Source organism: Amphibacillus cookii, from assembly GCF_016908375.1.
GTDB classification, from domain to species: domain Bacteria; phylum Bacillota; class Bacilli; order Bacillales; family Amphibacillaceae; genus Amphibacillus_C; species Amphibacillus_C cookii.
Window position 1 is genome coordinate 161277 of record NZ_JAFBDS010000009.1, and the last position, 15964, is coordinate 177240.

Sequence of the window (15964 nt, forward strand, 5' to 3'; positions counted from 1 at the left end):
CAAACGCATGAAATGGAGAATTCCCTTCACCAACGTCAAATAGTATACAACCAAAAATCATGCAGGAATGAATTATCCAGTAAAGCTATATAAAGAAGGTGGTATGACTGTAAATCAAATTTGCGAAATTACTAATGTATCTAAGGCTTCATTATATAGAAGGCTATCGAAAGGAAACAATAGTTTGTCCTGATTCTATCAAAAGGTGTATTTTTTTCACCAACATTTTTAGGCATGAAATGTCGGCAATTATTATCTATTTTGTTTTAAAGTAAATATTGAAAGGGAGTAAACTTATGGATTGGCTAGAAAGAATGAACAATGCGTTAAACTACATTGAAAATAGCCTGGATGAAAAAATAGACTACAAAGAGATTGCAAAAGCAGCTAATTGTTCTGAGTTTCATTTTTCAAGAATGTTCTCTTCAATCTCAGGTGTATCGCTATCAGAATATATTAGACGAAGACGATTAACACTCGCAGCATTTGAAATTCAAAAAAGTGATATTCGGATAATCGATGTAGCAATTAAATATGGTTATGTTTCTTCTGACACTTTCTCACGTGCTTTTCAAAAAATGCATGGAGTAACCCCTTCCAATGCTCGTAATAGAGGGGTACAGTTAAAAGCCTTTCCCAGAATTTCCTTTCAAATTTCTATTAAAGGAGATATCGAGATGGATTACAGAATTGAAAACCTTGATTTTGAATTAAAAATTGTTGGAAAAAGTAAGCCAGTAAAAACAAACAGAGCATTTAAAACAATCCCTACGCTTTGGAACACTGCGAAAAAAGATGGATTCATGCAAGAACTAGTAGATATGTCATGGAAAAATCCAAAATGCACGCTTGAAAGTCTTCTGGGGGTTTGCGGAAAAGAAGCCGCCATAACAGATGAAGAGTTTTCCTATTTCATGGGCGTAAGATACGATGGGGAATCCCCAGCAAATATGGAGACGCTTATTATTCCCGCAAGTACATGGGCAGTTTTTCCGAACATAGTAGATGCATGGAAACGTTTATATTCCGAGTGGGTCCCTACCTCCGAGTATGAACTTGCAAATTTACCGTGTATAGAATGTTATTACGGTCCGAAGCATAAACCAAGACACGAACTCTGGGTTCCTGTTATCCCGAAGTAAATTACATATTCAGTGATAAAATGCTGTTTATGGAGTAACGAAAGTAAGAGCCGAATTTCTCAATTTAGGTGATGGGAAATCAGACTTTTTATATTGGAATTTCCTTATCGTTATAAATCCGCATTTTTTCTGACGCTACCACTACATATAAACATAAACTCATCATACTTTCTAATCATTGACATACTAAATGTCCTATGCTAGATTTTAAAAATGCAAAGAACTATTACAAAATTAAGGAGTGACAGTGATATGGGAAGAGGTGGAGGATCTGGTAAACGAGGGGGTTCTTCCGGTGGCGGTCGAGGAGGCGGAGGTTCCGGTAAACGGGGCGGTTCTTTCGGTGGTGGCCGAGGAGGCGGCGGTCGAAGTCGTGTTGGCAACTCGTTTGGACCAGGTAAGAAAAGAGGAGGCGCTCAGCCTTCTGCAAGCAGACCTAGAGGCGGTGGCTATCGACCAAGAACAGGCGGATTCTATGGCAGACCTTTTTATCGTCGACCATGGCGACGAAGAGGTTATTATGGCGCACCTGGGTGTGGTGGATCGGGTTGTGGTTTTATTGTTATTATTATTTTTGTTCTATTAGGATTAATGTTTTTTTCATCTATTCCTAATTTTTTCTTGAATTTCAATAATGGTTTTTCTAGTAACCTATTCTCAAGTAATATAACGCAATCCACTGTAGAAAGAGAAGCTCTACCGGCCGGATCTGTAGACGAAACAGACTACTACACCGACAATCCAGGTTGGATTGACAATGACACGGTAATGACCGATGGGCTCCGTCATTTTTATAATGAGACAGGTGTTCAACCACATGTTTACATAGCTGACGAAATAGATGGAAGTAAAAACCCGTCAGACACAGAAATAGAAGAATACAGCCATCATTTATATGACCAATTATTCACGGATGAAGCGCATCTATTATTAATATTCTTTGAACCTCGAGAAAACGAATATATGACTTACTATGTGGTGGGATCACAAGCAAGAAGTGTTATTGATAACGAAGCAGCAAATATTTTGCTTGATTATGTTGATCGTTATTACTATGATAAGAATTTCACAGATGCAGAATTTTTCAGTCGTTCATTCCAGCAGACAGCTGATCGAATAATGGAAGTCACACGTTCACCGTGGATTACGGTTTGGATACTTATTGCTATCGTGACGCTTATCTTTATTTTATTCAAATGGTGGAAGCATAAGCAAAAGCAAAAAAATAAAGAAGCGAAACAAACTGAAGAAATGTTAAATAAACCTTTAGATACTTTTGGAAGTAGTGAAGCAGATGACTTAGCTAAAAACTATAAGCAAGACACCAAAGAAGATTAAAGCACGGTGATTCGGAGCACTGAGTGAAACACAGCAAGAAACGATAACTATCCAATCGTTGGGGAGGAAATAATGTGCATCCTTTTAGATAGACAGTTTGAAACATGAAGAGCTGTCTACCTAAAGAGGGTGTACTTTTTTGTGTTTCAACGTACGTACGCCAGACTAAAATAGAAAAGCACGACAGTCTATTTTGAGACAATCTTTTATGGTCGTTTTTCTGTGATCAAGCTACTCGTGGTTCGTGATTATCAGTCTGGTCAATATGTGTTATGTGTTTCTGGATATATGGCTCTAAAACACCACAGTTTAGTGCTACAAATAATCTTGCGCTTTTATTGGTCTTGAATCACAATTTTATCTGCCCAGCGTAAGCTATTTAATGAGAAGCAAAGAAAAGAGGGGAATAAAATGAAACAAATGCCTCCTAACTATACAAGCGGTTATCCTTTTAATCAAACCTTTCAAGCCGCTCCCTGGATGTCCAATATGCCAAATATCCAACAACCCTATATGATGGCTCAAGCCGCACCTAAAACAGGTCTTGCGGGTCTACTTCAAAAATTCATCCCCGCTGGTGGCAACTTAACACAAACACTTGATCAATTACAAAATGTTTTAAAGATGACTCAATCCTTTGCGCCAACACTTCAACAATACGGACCATTGTTAAAGAATTTACCTAGTATGCTAGCGCTGATGAAGGAATTTAATGAGAGTGACGAATCAGCTGATCAGTCTACTGATGAAACAACCAACAAGGATAGTGAGTCAAGTGATTTAGCAGATATCCTAGCAGTCGAAGATGACAATCAACAACAAGATCATGAAGTGAAGATAGAATCAGATGATCAAATTAAAGAGACAACTAATCATTCAAAAAATTTATATCGTATCGAAACATTAGTAGAGCAAAATCAAAATGAATATCATAAACCGAAGCTCTATATTTGATAATCATTGTAATCACCTTTAAAATAGATGGTATGACACATAAGTGAGGAGATATCAATTTGGTACATTTAGATCAAACGCTAGCTACATTCGCAGGAGGATGTTTTTGGTGTATGGTGGAGCCTTTCGATCAACAACCAGGTATTATATCTGTTGTGTCTGGCTATACTGGCGGACATAAGGAGCATCCAACTTATGAAGAAGTTTGTTCAGATACAACGGGGCATTATGAAGCTGTCCAAATCACATATGATCCTAATATATTCCCCTATGAAAAATTAGTGAATATTTTTTGGCAGCAAATTGACCCTACTGATAGGGGAGGACAATTTAATGATAGAGGCGTATCCTATAAGACGGCCATTTTTTATCACAATAGCGAACAAAAAGAAATAGCGGAAGCTTCTAAAAAAGCTCTAAGTCAATCAAATAAATTTGATCAACCTATTGTAACTGAAATTTTACCGGCAAAAACGTTTTATCGAGCAGAAGAGAAACATCAAAATTATTATCAAAAAAACAGCTTCCATTATCACTTATATAAACAAGGTTCTGGTCGAGAAGACTTCATCAGAAAACATTGGAAACCTTCCTACTCTAAGGAAGAATTAAAATCCAAATTAACATCACTTCAATACCATGTTACTCAAGAAAACGGTACAGAAAAACCGTTTCAAAATGATTACTATGCAACTGAAGATGAAGGGATTTATGTTGATATTGTTAGTGGAGAACCCTTGTTTTCTTCATTAGACAAATATGATGCTGGGTGTGGGTGGCCAAGCTTTACGAAACCAATTAATCGCAATGAAATTGAAGAATCACTTGATACGTCTCACGGTATGAGACGTATTGAGGTAAGAAGTAAAGGTGCAAATAGTCATTTAGGACATGTATTTGATGATGGCCCTTCTGAATATGGCAGCATGCGTTATTGCATTAACTCAGCTGCTTTAAGGTTTATTCCAAAAGAACAATTAGAAGCTGAAGGTTATGGGGTATATAAGCAACTATTTAATGAATCATAACACTAAAAAACACGAAGAGGAGAATGAAGGTTCGTTTTATCTTCGTGTTAACCAATAATAACCCTTTTACACAGCATGATTTGAACTTTTTTATATACAATGGTTATTTTTTTTGTAGAAACGTGCTAAAATATAAGATAAGTTTAATAGGATAGGAAATGGGAGGAAAAATACCTTGATCCACACATATTGGGAAGAAAAAGAAACCATTAAACAAATAAAATGTGTCCATACCGATGCTAAAAAATTTGTTGTTAACCATATGTTAACACCAGAAAAGATATATGATGTCAAAAATGAAACGGACGAGTTTTACTTTATTATTGACAATTCAAATCGTGTTGGTGGGTTTCGAAAGACATATTTTACTGAGGAATTCAAATAATAATGGCCTAATATCAGCATTATATGATATATAAACCTATAGACTCTTAGCCTAATTAGGAGATGATCCAATGAAAAAGCTCATCCTTATCCGACATTGTCAAGCAGAAGGTCAACATAAAGATTCTCCTTTGACGAATAATGGCGTTAATCAAGCAAGACGATTAGCAGAATTCTTAAATTCAAAGGGACTAAAATTGGATAGGATTATTTCTAGTCCATATATGAGAGCTGTTGAAACCATAAGGCCTTATGCAAGGCAAAATAAGATCGAAATTGAAACAGACTCTCGATTACAAGAACGTATCTTAAGTGATCAGCCTGTCGATGACTGGTTTGATGTTGTTGAGACATCATTTAAAGATATGGATTATCGACTACCTGGTGGCGAGTCATCTAATGATGCATTACAACGCGGGCTTGAAGTTATTAAAGAAGCAGTGGAAGATCCAAACCATCAACAAATTGCGATGGTGACTCACGGTAACTTACTTATGCTCCTGCTCTCTCAGTTTGAGGAGGGCTATGGTTTTACACAATGGCGATTATTAAAAAATCCTGATATTTTTATTATTGAACATGAGCAAGACTTTTATCAACTTCAACATATTTGGTAGAAGAACTTTACTATTTTGAGGAGGCATTTAGATTGGCATTTGTTATAACCTCTCCATGTATTGGAGAAAAAGCTGGGGAATGTGAAGAGGTGTGCCCTGTTGATTGTATAGAAGAAGGAGACGATATGTTTTATATTGATCCTGATATTTGTATTGACTGTGGTGCTTGTGAAGCGGTTTGTCCTGTTGAAGCTATTTTTATGGAAGATGAAGTCCCAGAAGAAGAGCATGAATACATTGCATTAAACCGTCGTTTTTTTGAAGAAAAATAAAATAGAGAGTCGTGTATTTATTTAATAATTACACGACTTTTTTGATTTTAAAAGTAAAATCAGTAGACCACATCAAAGGACTGATACGCTTTAAGCTCTTCAGAAATATTCAGATCAACATCTTCAACTTTAGCAGATGGGCTTGGCCCGGCTTTAATCGCATCAATAAATTGATATAACTTATCCACTTCGCCCTCGCCTTCAATTTCAACGGTATCATCAGGCAAATTTTTCACCCAACCGCATACCCCTATTTCCTTCGCTTTCATTTGCGTGGTATATCGAAAACCAACGCCTTGAACCCTGCCTGAAATAATCATATGAGCGCGTAAACGGGACATATCAGATCACTCCTTCATTTATTTATCTATATATTTCGTACCCTAGTTCATATTATACTAAACACATATAAGGAGGACATCACTTTGTTAAAAGAAATCACACCAGCAGCACTTTCACAATTTCAAATCGGTCATGCATCCTATCCAAGTGATTTAACGGGGTGCACAGTTGTTCTCGCTCCTAATGGTGCGATCGCAGGCGTTGATGTGCGTGGTGGATCGCCAGGAACGCGGGAAACAGATTTACTGAAATCAGAGAATTTGATTGATCAAGTTCACGCAATCTTTTTGACAGGTGGAAGTGCCTACGGTTTGGATGTCGCTACAGGTATCATGCGTTATTTAGAAGAGAAACATATTGGATTTAACACGCCAGCTGCTCATATTCCTATTGTTCCGGGTGCAGTCCTTTTCGATTTAATGATCGGTAATTCTTCCGTGCGCCCAGACGCTGAACTGGGTTATCAAGCATGCTTAAATGCAAGAACATCAGGAGGTTTAGTCGGTAATGTCGGTGCAGGATTAGGTGCAACTGTAGGAAAATGTTGTGGATCTGATTATGCAATGAAAGGTGGGGTAGGGCACTATGCAGTAGAGTTAAGAGGGATTAAGGTAGCGGCATTAATTGCCGTTAATAGTTTTGGCGATATTATTAACCCCAAGACTGGGAAGGTATTGGCTGGCGCTTATGATCGGAGTCAGCATATGTTTTTGGATAGTGAGCAACAGTTATTCAATCAAATGACACAATCAACTAATCACTTTTCCGGCAATACAACAATTGGTGTCGTTATGACCAATGTCAAAGCTACTAAAGCGCAAATGAACAAAATAGCTAGTATTGCTCATGATGGTCTGGCAAGAACGATGCGACCGTCACACAGCTTTGTCGATGGTGATACGTTATTTACTTTAAGCAGTAACGAAGAAGAAGCAGATTTAAATGTGATTTCCATGTTGGCTACTACTGTAGTTGAAAAAGCGATCATCAACGCGATTAAATCTGCGCAGTCAGTTGAAGGTTGTCCAAGCTATCAAGACGTCAAGGATCACTTTAGCTAGAAAATATATAATAAAGTATGAAAAACTGTGATTTTTATCACTGCTTTTTTGTTTGTTTGCTTCATAATAAACATTAGACTGTATTTTTTGAGGTGAAAAATAATGTGTTCATATAAACCTGAGCTTCAAGCAACTGCAGAAGATTTCGATGAAGTTAAATCTTTAATAAAAGCTGGTGCAGATGCTATCGTATTAGGGAATCAACAATTTGGAAATCGTGTTTGTGGTGATTTCACTTTAGATCAAATAAAATCGGCGACAGAGTGGCTGCATTTAGAAGGAAAACGCATCTATATTATGGTTAATGCCATTTTTCATAATGACCACTTAAAACAACTACCCGATTATTTAAAGACGCTTGAAACATTTGGAGTAGACGGTATTATTGCTGGCGATCAAGCCATTTTTCAACTGTTGGAAGATCTTGATTTAACACTCCCTTTAACTTGGAATCCAGCTACGTTATCAACAAATTATCAGACTTTAAATTTTTGGCATCAACGCGGCCTAAAACGCGCGACACTATCAAATGAATTATCACTTGATGCCGTTATTGAAATAAAACAGAAGGTTACATTTCCAATAGAAATACAAGTGCATGGTATGACGTGTATTTTTCAATCAAAACGTAAACTGATCCGTAATTATTATAATCATATTAAAAAAGAATATCATCCTAATCAAACGCGTTTTATTAAAGAAGACAAGAAAGATGATACACATTATCCCATTTTCGAAGATATCAATGGCACTCATATTATGAGTAACGAAGATTTAGTGATGATTGAATATCTAGATCAAATACTGGAAGCAGAAATTGATGGCTTACTGATTAATGGCATATTAAAGACAAGATCTTATAATGAAAAAATGGTGTCCATTTATCGAGAAGCTATTGATACCTACTTAAACAATCCGCGCAACTATCAAATAAAGAAATCAGGATGGAGACAAGCTATTGAAGACATTCAACCTGAGCAACGTGGGATGAATACCGGGTTTTACTTTAAAGAACAGATTTATTAACAAGAGGTGTATGGGGTATGACAACAAAACAAAAACCAGAATTGCTTGCACCCGCAGGTAATCTAGAAAAATTAAAATTTGCAATTCACTATGGAGCTGACGCCGTTTATATTGGCGGAAGGCAGTTTGGGCTCCGTTCTAAAGCAGGTAATTTTACCTTTGATGAAATGCGTGAAGGCGTTGCATTTGCTAATAAGTACGGAGCAAAAGTATATGTTGCAACCAATATCATTGCCCATAATGAAAACTTAGATGGGGCACATGAGTATTTTAAAAATCTCTATGAAGTTGGGGTCTCAGCTGTCATTGCTGCCGATCCTGCATTGATTCAATCTTGTCGTGAAGCAGCACCAGATTTGGAAATACACATTAGTACACAAGCATCGATTGCCAATTGGAAAACAGCGCAATTTTGGAAAAACGAAGGGATTCCCCGTGTCGTTTTAGCACGTGAAGTGTCTGTTGAAGAAATTCGGGAAATGAAGGAAAAAGTAGACATAGAAATTGAAGCATTTATCCATGGTGCAATGTGTATTTCTTACTCTGGACGTTGTGTACTTTCCAATCATATGACATCGCGTGACGCGAATCGCGGGGGATGTGCTCAATCTTGTCGTTGGAAGTATGATTTATTTGAAGATGGCATCGATGATGACATTGCTGTATCTGAACAAGCAGATGAGAAGTATACAATGAGTTCCCAAGACCTAAGCATGGTTGAACACTTACCGGACTTAATTGAAGCTGGTGTCGATTCATTAAAAATTGAAGGACGCATGAAAAGCATTCACTATGTTGCAACGGTTGTAAATGTGTATCGAAAAATCATTGATACATATTTTGAAGATCCTGATCATTATCAAATTGATCAAGCATGGATTGATGAAATATGGAAAGCTGCACAGCGTTCCTTGTCAACAGCTTTTTATTATAATGAACCGACAGATAAAGATCAATTATTCGGCAAACCAGATCGGATCCCTAAATATGATTTTGCTGGTTTAGTCCTTGATTATGATCAACAGACACAAATGGCAACGATTCAACAACGCAATAGCTTTGGCGTCGGTGATGAAGTTGAATTTTTCGGGCCTCATTTTTATCATTTTAAACAAACTATCACTGAACTATGGAATGAACAAGGTGAACCAATAGATCGAGCTAAACATGCGATGATGATTACAAAAATAAAAGTAGATCAACCGTTAAAATATTATGATATGATGCGGAAGCAAAAGTAAAAGATTAAAGGTTAGTCCTTTAATCTTTTACTTTTTTACTATCTCATTTTTGTATAAAGATAAAGCCCCAAGGGCAAACCATAGTAAAGAGGGGGGAGAGCTATGAAAACTGTCAAGTTTGAGCAAAATGAAATATTTTATGAAGTAATGGGTGAAGGTTTGCCGATTCTTTTCATTCATCCTCCGGGTTTAGGTCGAACTGTTTTTCAGTCGCAATTATCATTAGCAAAATATTATCAATTAATCCTTCCTGATTTTAGTGGACACGGGCAATCCACAGCTCAGTATCGATTACATATTATCGATCAATATTGTAAAGAGATTGAAGCAATCTTGGACCAAGAAGACATTAGCAAAGTTATTATATGTGCATACTCAGCTGGAGGCGTAGTTGGACAAATCTTTGCCTGTCACTATCCAGATCGTGTCGAAGCATTAATTATTGCAGGAGGCTATCCAAATGTTAAAACTTCAGCGTTACATCTTATTTATTTAGCAGGTATGTTTACACTGCGAATCTCAAGAAATTTCTTATCAAATAGGTTAGCAGCAAGTAATACAACAAATGACGACGATCGAAAGAAACTATTAAAGCACATTCATCAATCAAATCCAAATAAATGGTATCAATATTATTTGAGCACACACCAGGTAGATATTAGACATTATATCAATAAAATAAACTGTAAAAGCTTAATTATCTATGGCAACCTCACGGACTTTACGCATTATTATCAAAGGTACTATCAAGATAATAAGTTTATTCAATTGGCTTATGTAGAACTCGGGACACACCAAATCCCGCCAAAAAAAGCTGAAGCCTTTAATCATTTAATAAGAGAATTTATCGATCATCACATCTAAATTTTCATTTCGTCTCACTATCATAAGTATACTTCTTTTATGAGATATGTTATTTGTATTTACCCATAACTTCCGATAATATATATTATGTAAACTAAAATTTTTAAATGCATTCATTACTATTGGGACAAGAAAATCTAAACTCCCCACCTTCTACAACTTTAAAGACATGAAAGTCTAAACTGGTTTATTATTATAAGCAACTATTATAAATCGATGCTCATAGTTTAAAACATAGCCATTTAATGTTAACTCTTTATAGGCATTCAACAACTGTTCAAAGTTATCCTTTACATTAAATGCCGGAAATTCCCACTCAATAACTTTTGCATAGTAAATTAGGGCTTCCATGTTGAAGAACTTTTGGTAAGGAAAGTATTCATTAGCGAACTTAATCTCAAAATCACTTTCCTCTAGATCACGTTGAGTATTTCTCAAATTTAAGGTCCTGTATCTTGGTTGAAACTCTGGAATAAGCATATTTGATAAACGGTTTCCATTTTCCCCGCCAACCTGCTGTGTAATGAATACCCCGTTTGGTCTTAATACTCTTTTTACTTCATTAACATTAAATGATTCATGCCTATTAATTATAATATCAAAACTATTATCATCATAATCAATTATGTCATCGTCATTAATCGAAGCTAGATTTATTCCTAAAGGGACTAATTTTCCTTTTAAAAATTCAATATTTGGCTGCCAACCTTCTGTTACCGATGTTTTTTCATAAGGATGATTTAAGGACAGAAGAAATTCTCCACCTCCTGTACCCATATCGAGTAATTCTAAATCTGAAGACAAATACTTATTTATGATTCTAGCATAATCCCATGGGAGATTCTCGTTTTCCCAATCGTCCTTTATAAGAGAAAAATCCCAACCTTCAAAGTTCACTTCTTCTTCATATTTTATCCATTCTTTTTTTAACACATTTATATTCATAATAACTATCCCTCCACTTTTTATTTGTTATGTGGACGATACAGTTAACTGATAGATACTTAGGTTAAGCCCGATACAGACTCCATCAGATTTACTAACTGTATCGAGTAATTAATTCGTTTCATTTTAATGAGTTCCCTCCTTATAGGATAGACATTCAAAAAGCTAAAGAAAAATTAAATTATTCACCAATAGATGATGCCATTAAAGAATGTGGATTTACTTTCGATAATTAAAATAAACCAAAAGCAAAGTAAAGCTAACATTATAATTATATACTTTTAACTCTTAATTGTTTTTACGGACGGTTATCTTTGATAAATATCACCTTAATATTTCTTAAATAAATTATTAATCTTAATCCATACTCAACAATGCTTCTTTAAGAAATGAATCATTCAGCCATTCATTTAACTGGCCTGTGGAAAACCCTTTTGAAACATTAAGGTCAATAAGTGTTCCACTGGAGTAGCCGAAAGAAGCCGATCGATTCGCTATGGTGTCAGGACCTTTTTCTAAAACATTCTTCAACTTTTTCAGCATGTTCTGAAAGCTTTTTTCTAAATCACTTTTTGGGCTTGCAGCTACTTCAATCACTTGATTAAAGCGTTCGTTCCCTCCTATGAACTCTCCATTTTCATTCAAGCTGATGTCTGACAAGGTCAGACCAGCGGTTGTTTTCAAGAACTCATTCACATGCCATTTTTCATATGCCTCTTTATCTAACGGTATGCCATTTTGTTCATCAACCAGCTCTGCATGGCTCAAAAGGCGCGCACCGAACCTTTTATCGTTATCGTTTAAGGCGGCTTCGATCTTTGTTCTTTTTTGCTCGTCATCAATGCCTTCAACTGTAATTCGGTTATTTTCGTCAACATGTAACGTCAGATTTTCGTGTTTTGACAGGGAAATTCCACTTTCGCTCAACACTTTATCAATCTGGTTGTTCAAACGTTGTCTGTCCATGTAAAGATTGTAAATTTCAAATTGAACACCATTCATTTGCGACCGTAATGACACGGCGTTTTTTTGGGCTGCTTCAGCCTGTTTGCTGATGGAAAGGCTGTCATTATGTTTGACGACTTGTGTCTGGGAGGCCTTCGCCTTTACTACTCTATTCATAGCAGCCGATTTCATCAGTTGATCTGAATAAAATGAAAGTTTTACCTGGTCTCTAATATTCATGGGAACCCCTTTCTTGGTCATTATATTTTTATATCGGCTAATATTTGAATATGTTTACCAATCTTAAGTTGAAGGTTTCCTATATTTAGAATACTGGCCAACAGACATTAAATGTAAATACTATTGTGAATGTTCAGTTAATCATTGACAATGTTTATGAGTCTTACCATATTTACACCGACCCAACCGTCGGCAGATTAAGACCTTTTGTCTGTTGAAAAGAATTCTATTTAACATTCTTATTATCTTTTTTCGATGGTTTTATTGCAAAGAAAGTAATGACTACCGCAAGCGCACTAAGTGAAGCGAGTATGATATATAGCATGTGAATCTGTTTCATGATCAGTGCAATAATTGGTGGGCCTGCAGCCACCCCTAGAAAACGCATACTACTATATAATGAAGTCACCGTTCCACGTATATCCTTTTCTACCCCTTCGGTAATTAATGCATCTAAACATGGCAGTGACACACCAATACCTAATCCAGCTATTGATAGAAGTACGGTAATTAAAAAAATACTTATTTGTTCATTGGTAATAAATAGCAACGGTACAACTGATGCGAGATTTCCAATCAAAATTAACCACTTCATAATAACCTTATTTTCACCAATCTTTTTCCCCGTCACATACGATGCGATACAAAGAGATAACAAAGGAATAGCTAATAATAAACCTTTATAAACACCCTCTATTTTATATTGCGATTCAAGCAATGATGAAAAATGAAATAATACACCAAATAAGACAAACATATTAATACATCCGATAATAAATGTAGCGATTAGCCAACGTCCATTTGCTTTAAAAACAGCTTTTAATGAATGGATAAAAGTGGAAAAAGTCTGTTGCTCCGCTTTATCATCCTTTGGTGCTTTAACTAAAAATAGCACGAGTAATACAGCAATAAATGAAAAGGCAGGAATAAAAATAAAAGGTAGATACCAAATCACCATTGCCAGTAATGCACCAATAATTGGACTAAGAACTTTACCAAATGTGTTTGACGTTTCAATAATACCTAAGCCTACACTAACATCTTTTTCATCTTTATACATATCACCGACAGTTGGTATAACAACAGGAAATGCCCCTGCCGCCCCGATTCCTTGTAAAAACCGGCCAATAAGTATAACGATGTAAGGTGATGCCATCAGCCAAGCTGCAATAGCTGATACAGCACCTCCTACACCTGTAATTATTATACTTGGTATCATAACTTTTTTACGGCCTACCTTATCTGATAAATAACCGGCAATAGGAATCAGAAAAATGGCAACTACTGAGTAAACCGTAATAATGAGACTGGATTGAAAACTCGATATATCGAGTTCTTTCTCAATAATCGGCAAAACTGGGATTAACATCGAATTCCCCAATGTCATAACTAACGGGATTGACGCAAGTGCAAGTAAATCTAATTTTTTATCTTTCATCTTTTCCATCCATTCAATAGTTTTTCAATTATCCCTATCTATTGTTATCATAATTGAAAACTTCATACCTAATCTTGAATGAACATGATGGTTATTTAAATATCTCGGCAAGCCCAAGCATCAATTTCAACCTTAAAGTCTGGAGCAGCTAAGGCGACAACATACAACATCGTTGTACAAGGGATATGATCGCCTAAGAACTGACTAACAACCTCCCTTCTTCTATCTGTATCCATATCTCCTACTAAGTAAAAGACAAGTTTAGTCAAATCTGTAATCTCCATATCGGCAGCACGTAAATTTTTCTTTATATTATCAAGCGCTATCCGAATCTGATCAATCGGATCTTCAGGCAAGTAACCATCAGCAGCCATACCCAATTGTCCAGATAGGGTTAACCACTGTTGTGGTCCGGTCACTTCAATTTGATGAACATATGCTGCAACAGGATCATGTACTTCTTGAGGATTCCTAACTATTTTCATTTTATCACTCCTTCAACAAATTTAAGGATATTATAACATAATTTTCATGTAACTTTCCTATTGCATTTTATGACAAGATATTACACAAGTTCACTATTTTAAAAAGCGTCAATAGGAAAATACATATATTTTTTCATTATAAATAGAACTTAAATATAAATATTTCATATAAAAACCGTGACTTTTGGTACAAAAATAGACAAATGGTAAAATATTCAATGTATGTTACAAAAATGCCATGCTATGATGTAATCGAATCAAATATAAAGGAGTGTAGCATATGCTAAGAAAAATTGCAGGAGTTATTGTCACAACTATAGTAATACTGGGATTTTCAACGAACCCAGTCGAAGCATCTCAATCAAATCATTTGAGCTATAGTGATTCTGATCAGTTAAATAATTGGCAAGAATGGTTTCACAGTTATTTTAATGACCTACAGGATAATCAAGGCGTAGTTATTAATGAAGACAAACAAGAACAATCTGATCCTAATCAAAAGAAAAAAACATCGACAGATGAAGATACAGAACAAGATGCAAGTGAGTTAAAGGCTTTTGAAGAAGAAATAATAGAGCTGACAAATCAAGAACGGACAGATCAAGGCTTAGATCCGCTAGTTGTAGATCAATCACTTAGTTCGGTTGCTCGAGAAAAATCGAATGACATGGCAGTTAATGATTATTTTTCTCATCACAGCCCTACTTATGGATCACCTTTTGATATGATGCAAGCATTTGACATAGATTATATGGCTGCTGGAGAAAATATCGCTAAAGGCCAACAGACACCTGAAGATGTTGTTCAAGCCTGGATGAACAGTGAAGGGCATCGTGCCAATATTTTAAATAAAGATTTTACACATATTGGAGTAGGATTTATTGAAGACGGCTATCACTGGACACAGATGTTCATTACAAGATAAAGTGAACCTTCAATCAGTGGACATTCTCGTTCTTTGCCCACTGATTGTTAGCGGAGTGAAGCGGGACATTAGCCTCCGGTAGCGCCCACCTTAATAGATTCTCTACTCTCTATTTTGAGGCGAGCGTTGTTACGGACGGTTATAAACGAGAACAAACAGAGACAGCAACTAAGCTGTCTCTGTTTGTTCTAGCGTTAATAACATAGTCTTCATAGCTAATCCAGCCCGAAAACCTGACAATTGACCATCTTTACTAATAACCCGATGACAAGGTATAACAATTAGGAGTGGATTTGCTCCAATCGCTCTTCCTACTGCCCTTACCGCTGTGGGACGATTAATAATTTTAGCTACTTCACTGTATGTCATCGTACGTCCATAGGGAATATCTTGTAAGGCGCGCCACACCAATTGTTGAAAAGCCGTACCAATCAGCTCGATATCAAACGTAAATGTTGACAAGTCACCAGATAAATACCTAATTAACTCCTGTTGGTAACTCGTTAGTTGTTGATGGTCTTCTACCAATTGGTAATCAGGCAAATGTTTGTTTAACCAGATGATCGTTTCTTCAAGTGGTTGATTGGGCGAACCAACATAACATAAACCTTTACTGGTCGCTACAGTAAAGTACGTCGCGCCTTTAAATGTGAATGAACTATAGTAAACCACCCTACCATTATTTTCTTCCATCTCATCTCCCCCCTTACCTTTAAA

At 36.1% G+C, this 15964-nt stretch carries 18 protein-coding genes and 1 pseudogene; 13 read left to right on the forward strand and 6 right to left on the reverse strand.

Features of this window, described 5'->3' with window-relative positions; all coding sequences use genetic code 11:
- Nucleotides 1-52: 52 nt before the first annotated feature.
- The 8 genes and pseudogenes from JOE23_RS13985 to JOE23_RS14020 all read left to right on the forward strand — a co-directional run.
- Nucleotides 53-193: pseudogene (locus JOE23_RS13985) on the forward strand (helix-turn-helix domain-containing protein); the annotation flags it as partial.
- A 103-nt stretch (nucleotides 194-296) separates the two neighbouring features.
- Nucleotides 297-1142 (forward strand): AraC family transcriptional regulator, encoded by an 846-nt coding sequence (locus JOE23_RS13990; RefSeq protein ID WP_204439281.1) that lies wholly within the window; start codon nucleotides 297-299, stop codon nucleotides 1140-1142.
- A gap of 252 nt (nucleotides 1143-1394) precedes the next feature.
- Nucleotides 1395-2480 carry a hypothetical protein gene (locus tag JOE23_RS13995; RefSeq protein ID WP_204439284.1) on the forward strand — a complete coding sequence of 362 codons (1086 nt, stop codon included), beginning with the start codon at nucleotides 1395-1397 and terminating at the stop codon, nucleotides 2478-2480.
- Between the two features lie 411 nt (nucleotides 2481-2891).
- A complete protein-coding gene (gene vrrA / locus JOE23_RS14000) occupies nucleotides 2892-3434 on the forward strand; it encodes a VrrA/YqfQ family protein (RefSeq protein WP_204439286.1) in 543 nt (180 codons plus the stop codon).
- Nucleotides 3435-3493: 59 nt separating this feature from the next.
- Nucleotides 3494-4462: a peptide-methionine (S)-S-oxide reductase MsrA gene (msrA, locus tag JOE23_RS14005; protein ID WP_204439287.1), complete on the forward strand. Its 969-nt coding sequence runs from the start codon at nucleotides 3494-3496 to the stop codon at nucleotides 4460-4462.
- 175 nt (nucleotides 4463-4637) lie between these two features.
- Nucleotides 4638-4847 carry a DUF6501 family protein gene (locus JOE23_RS14010; protein ID WP_204439288.1) on the forward strand — a complete coding sequence of 70 codons (210 nt, stop codon included), beginning with the start codon at nucleotides 4638-4640 and terminating at the stop codon, nucleotides 4845-4847.
- A 70-nt stretch (nucleotides 4848-4917) separates the two neighbouring features.
- A complete protein-coding gene (locus JOE23_RS14015) occupies nucleotides 4918-5463 on the forward strand; it encodes a histidine phosphatase family protein (RefSeq protein WP_204439289.1) in 546 nt (181 codons plus the stop codon).
- A 32-nt stretch (nucleotides 5464-5495) separates the two neighbouring features.
- Entirely contained in the window at nucleotides 5496-5735 is a 240-nt protein-coding gene (locus tag JOE23_RS14020) for an indolepyruvate ferredoxin oxidoreductase subunit alpha (protein ID WP_017472143.1), read from the forward strand.
- 59 nt (nucleotides 5736-5794) lie between these two features.
- On the opposite strand, the gene JOE23_RS14025 is transcribed toward JOE23_RS14020, so the two are convergent.
- On the reverse strand, nucleotides 5795-6076 hold the full coding sequence (locus JOE23_RS14025) for an acylphosphatase (protein WP_204439290.1): 282 nt from the start codon (nucleotides 6074-6076) through the stop codon (nucleotides 5795-5797).
- A gap of 84 nt (nucleotides 6077-6160) precedes the next feature.
- On the opposite strand from JOE23_RS14025, the gene JOE23_RS14030 reads away from it, so the two are divergent.
- From JOE23_RS14030 to JOE23_RS14045, 4 genes are all read left to right on the forward strand, one after another.
- Nucleotides 6161-7138: a P1 family peptidase gene (locus JOE23_RS14030; RefSeq protein ID WP_204439291.1), complete on the forward strand. Its 978-nt coding sequence runs from the start codon at nucleotides 6161-6163 to the stop codon at nucleotides 7136-7138.
- 102 nt (nucleotides 7139-7240) lie between these two features.
- Nucleotides 7241-8164, forward strand: coding sequence for a peptidase U32 family protein (locus JOE23_RS14035; protein ID WP_204439292.1), 924 nt, complete (start codon nucleotides 7241-7243; stop codon nucleotides 8162-8164).
- 17 nt (nucleotides 8165-8181) lie between these two features.
- Nucleotides 8182-9405, forward strand: a complete 1224-nt coding sequence (locus tag JOE23_RS14040; protein WP_204439293.1) for a peptidase U32 family protein — start codon at nucleotides 8182-8184, stop codon at nucleotides 9403-9405.
- 102 nt (nucleotides 9406-9507) lie between these two features.
- A complete protein-coding gene (locus JOE23_RS14045) occupies nucleotides 9508-10269 on the forward strand; it encodes an alpha/beta fold hydrolase (protein ID WP_204439294.1) in 762 nt (253 codons plus the stop codon).
- Between the two features lie 177 nt (nucleotides 10270-10446).
- Here JOE23_RS14045 and JOE23_RS14050 read toward each other — a convergent pair whose 3' ends face one another.
- The 4 genes from JOE23_RS14050 to JOE23_RS14065 all read right to left on the reverse strand — a co-directional run bounded on the left by JOE23_RS14050 (nucleotide 10447) and on the right by JOE23_RS14065 (nucleotide 14322).
- Entirely contained in the window at nucleotides 10447-11214 is a 768-nt protein-coding gene (locus JOE23_RS14050) for a methyltransferase domain-containing protein (RefSeq protein ID WP_204439295.1), read from the reverse strand.
- 357 nt (nucleotides 11215-11571) lie between these two features.
- Nucleotides 11572-12399 (reverse strand): DUF4885 family protein, encoded by an 828-nt coding sequence (locus tag JOE23_RS14055; protein WP_204439296.1) that lies wholly within the window; start codon nucleotides 12397-12399, stop codon nucleotides 11572-11574.
- A gap of 226 nt (nucleotides 12400-12625) precedes the next feature.
- Nucleotides 12626-13837 carry a bacillibactin exporter BcbE gene (locus JOE23_RS14060; protein WP_204439299.1) on the reverse strand — a complete coding sequence of 404 codons (1212 nt, stop codon included), beginning with the start codon at nucleotides 13835-13837 and terminating at the stop codon, nucleotides 12626-12628.
- Nucleotides 13838-13932: 95 nt separating this feature from the next.
- Entirely contained in the window at nucleotides 13933-14322 is a 390-nt protein-coding gene (locus JOE23_RS14065) for a RidA family protein (protein WP_204439301.1), read from the reverse strand.
- Nucleotides 14323-14602: 280 nt separating this feature from the next.
- Here JOE23_RS14065 and JOE23_RS14070 point away from each other — a divergent pair, with 280 nt between their 5' ends.
- Nucleotides 14603-15247: a CAP domain-containing protein gene (locus JOE23_RS14070; RefSeq protein ID WP_204439303.1), complete on the forward strand. Its 645-nt coding sequence runs from the start codon at nucleotides 14603-14605 to the stop codon at nucleotides 15245-15247.
- Nucleotides 15248-15415: 168 nt separating this feature from the next.
- Here JOE23_RS14070 and JOE23_RS14075 read toward each other — a convergent pair whose 3' ends face one another.
- Nucleotides 15416-15940 (reverse strand): methylated-DNA--[protein]-cysteine S-methyltransferase, encoded by a 525-nt coding sequence (locus tag JOE23_RS14075; protein WP_204439305.1) that lies wholly within the window; start codon nucleotides 15938-15940, stop codon nucleotides 15416-15418.
- Nucleotides 15941-15964 lie beyond the last annotated feature (24 nt).

Excerpts from the sequence above, each read along its gene's own strand:
- JOE23_RS13990 (WP_204439281.1), top strand. The coding sequence starts at position 297 with ATGGATTGGCTAGAAAGAATGAACAATGCGTTAAACTACATTGAAAAT.
- JOE23_RS13995 (WP_204439284.1), top strand. The coding sequence starts at position 1,395 with ATGGGAAGAGGTGGAGGATCTGGTAAACGAGGGGGTTCTTCCGGTGGC.
- vrrA (WP_204439286.1), top strand. The coding sequence starts at position 2,892 with ATGAAACAAATGCCTCCTAACTATACAAGCGGTTATCCTTTTAATCAA.
- JOE23_RS14015 (WP_204439289.1), top strand. The coding sequence starts at position 4,918 with ATGAAAAAGCTCATCCTTATCCGACATTGTCAAGCAGAAGGTCAACAT.
- JOE23_RS14025 (WP_204439290.1), bottom strand. The coding sequence starts at position 6,076 with ATGTCCCGTTTACGCGCTCATATGATTATTTCAGGCAGGGTTCAAGGC.
- JOE23_RS14035 (WP_204439292.1), top strand. The coding sequence starts at position 7,241 with ATGTGTTCATATAAACCTGAGCTTCAAGCAACTGCAGAAGATTTCGAT.
- JOE23_RS14040 (WP_204439293.1), top strand. The coding sequence starts at position 8,182 with ATGACAACAAAACAAAAACCAGAATTGCTTGCACCCGCAGGTAATCTA.
- JOE23_RS14045 (WP_204439294.1), top strand. The coding sequence starts at position 9,508 with ATGAAAACTGTCAAGTTTGAGCAAAATGAAATATTTTATGAAGTAATG.
- JOE23_RS14050 (WP_204439295.1), bottom strand. The coding sequence starts at position 11,214 with ATGAATATAAATGTGTTAAAAAAAGAATGGATAAAATATGAAGAAGAA.
- JOE23_RS14055 (WP_204439296.1), bottom strand. The coding sequence starts at position 12,399 with ATGAATATTAGAGACCAGGTAAAACTTTCATTTTATTCAGATCAACTG.
- JOE23_RS14060 (WP_204439299.1), bottom strand. The coding sequence starts at position 13,837 with ATGAAAGATAAAAAATTAGATTTACTTGCACTTGCGTCAATCCCGTTA.
- JOE23_RS14065 (WP_204439301.1), bottom strand. The coding sequence starts at position 14,322 with ATGAAAATAGTTAGGAATCCTCAAGAAGTACATGATCCTGTTGCAGCA.
- JOE23_RS14070 (WP_204439303.1), top strand. The coding sequence starts at position 14,603 with ATGCTAAGAAAAATTGCAGGAGTTATTGTCACAACTATAGTAATACTG.
- JOE23_RS14075 (WP_204439305.1), bottom strand. The coding sequence starts at position 15,940 with ATGGAAGAAAATAATGGTAGGGTGGTTTACTATAGTTCATTCACATTT.